Source organism: Nostoc sp. UIC 10890 (assembly GCF_054786515.1).
Window position 1 is genome coordinate 1 of sequence record NZ_JBSGKF010000200.1, and the last position, 1,013, is coordinate 1,013.

The following is a 1,013-nucleotide window of genomic DNA, read 5'->3' on the forward strand; positions in this document are numbered from 1 at the left end:
AATGATGACCTACAACCAATTAGCGACTCAGTTTCTATCTTCCTCGACTATTGCGATCGCGCCGCAAGTCGGCAAGATTTAACCAAACTCAAACGGGTAGCGAACAAAGCCAAAAAACAAATTTCACGGGAGAGATATCACAAGCAAGAATCTGCTAACATTGTACAGTGGCGTGCCAACTGGGAAGAAATCATCAGCACAGGCTGGACAGGAAAAGGACAAACAAACACCCTCCTACAAATCTTCGTAGGGTACGGAATCGTCTTTTTAGACTTAGAGAGTGATAAATTAGTCGAATTTTGCCTTACTACCGCAATTAACGCCCCTGGCTACAGCCAATATTGCCGACACCAACACGAAATCGAAGCTAGAGTGCGGCATTGGGTAGAATCCACAATTAGCAACAAATGGTACAGCGCCTACATTAGTTATCCCGAAAGGTTGTTGGGTACATTCGCCAACACCTTTGCAGAAGCCATCGCAGGCATTAGCAGCATCCATAAACCCAAAGACAACGTAATCCCATTTGACCGTCGTAAGCAACAGAACTGGGAACGCAGCCAACAAGCCCAACAACGCATCCAGATAGTAGTAAGGGCAATAGAGTGGGATAGAGGCTTACCAGCAGGGCCTACTGAACGAGGAAAAGCGATACGTGCTGAGTACAAGCGCCGCTTTCACAAAACTATCTCACAAGAGACACTACAAAAACATTTGCATTTGTGGCATCCTACGCGCTACATCTTAGATCCGTGGGCAGAAAATAGCTCAAACCCTTATCAATCAAGCAATGACGGGCAATTTAATAGTTTTCAAAACTCATTTGCAAAACAAGGTGCTGAAAACCGTTATCAAATCGGGAATTACGGTCATTTTTTCTATATGAAGGTTTTTTGTAATTGCTTACCGCCTGCTGCCGATGCCCCTACAGGGCAGCAGGCGGTAGCAAGTTTTGAAGAAGTTGCTGTGTCTGTAGGGGAATTGTTTGTACCACAGGTACAAGATGAATCTGA

1 pseudogene is annotated in these 1,013 nt (G+C 44.9%); it reads left to right on the forward strand.

The features are described 5' to 3' along the window. Positions 1 to 1,013 (forward strand): annotated as a pseudogene (locus tag ACWATR_RS40405) (hypothetical protein); the annotation flags it as partial.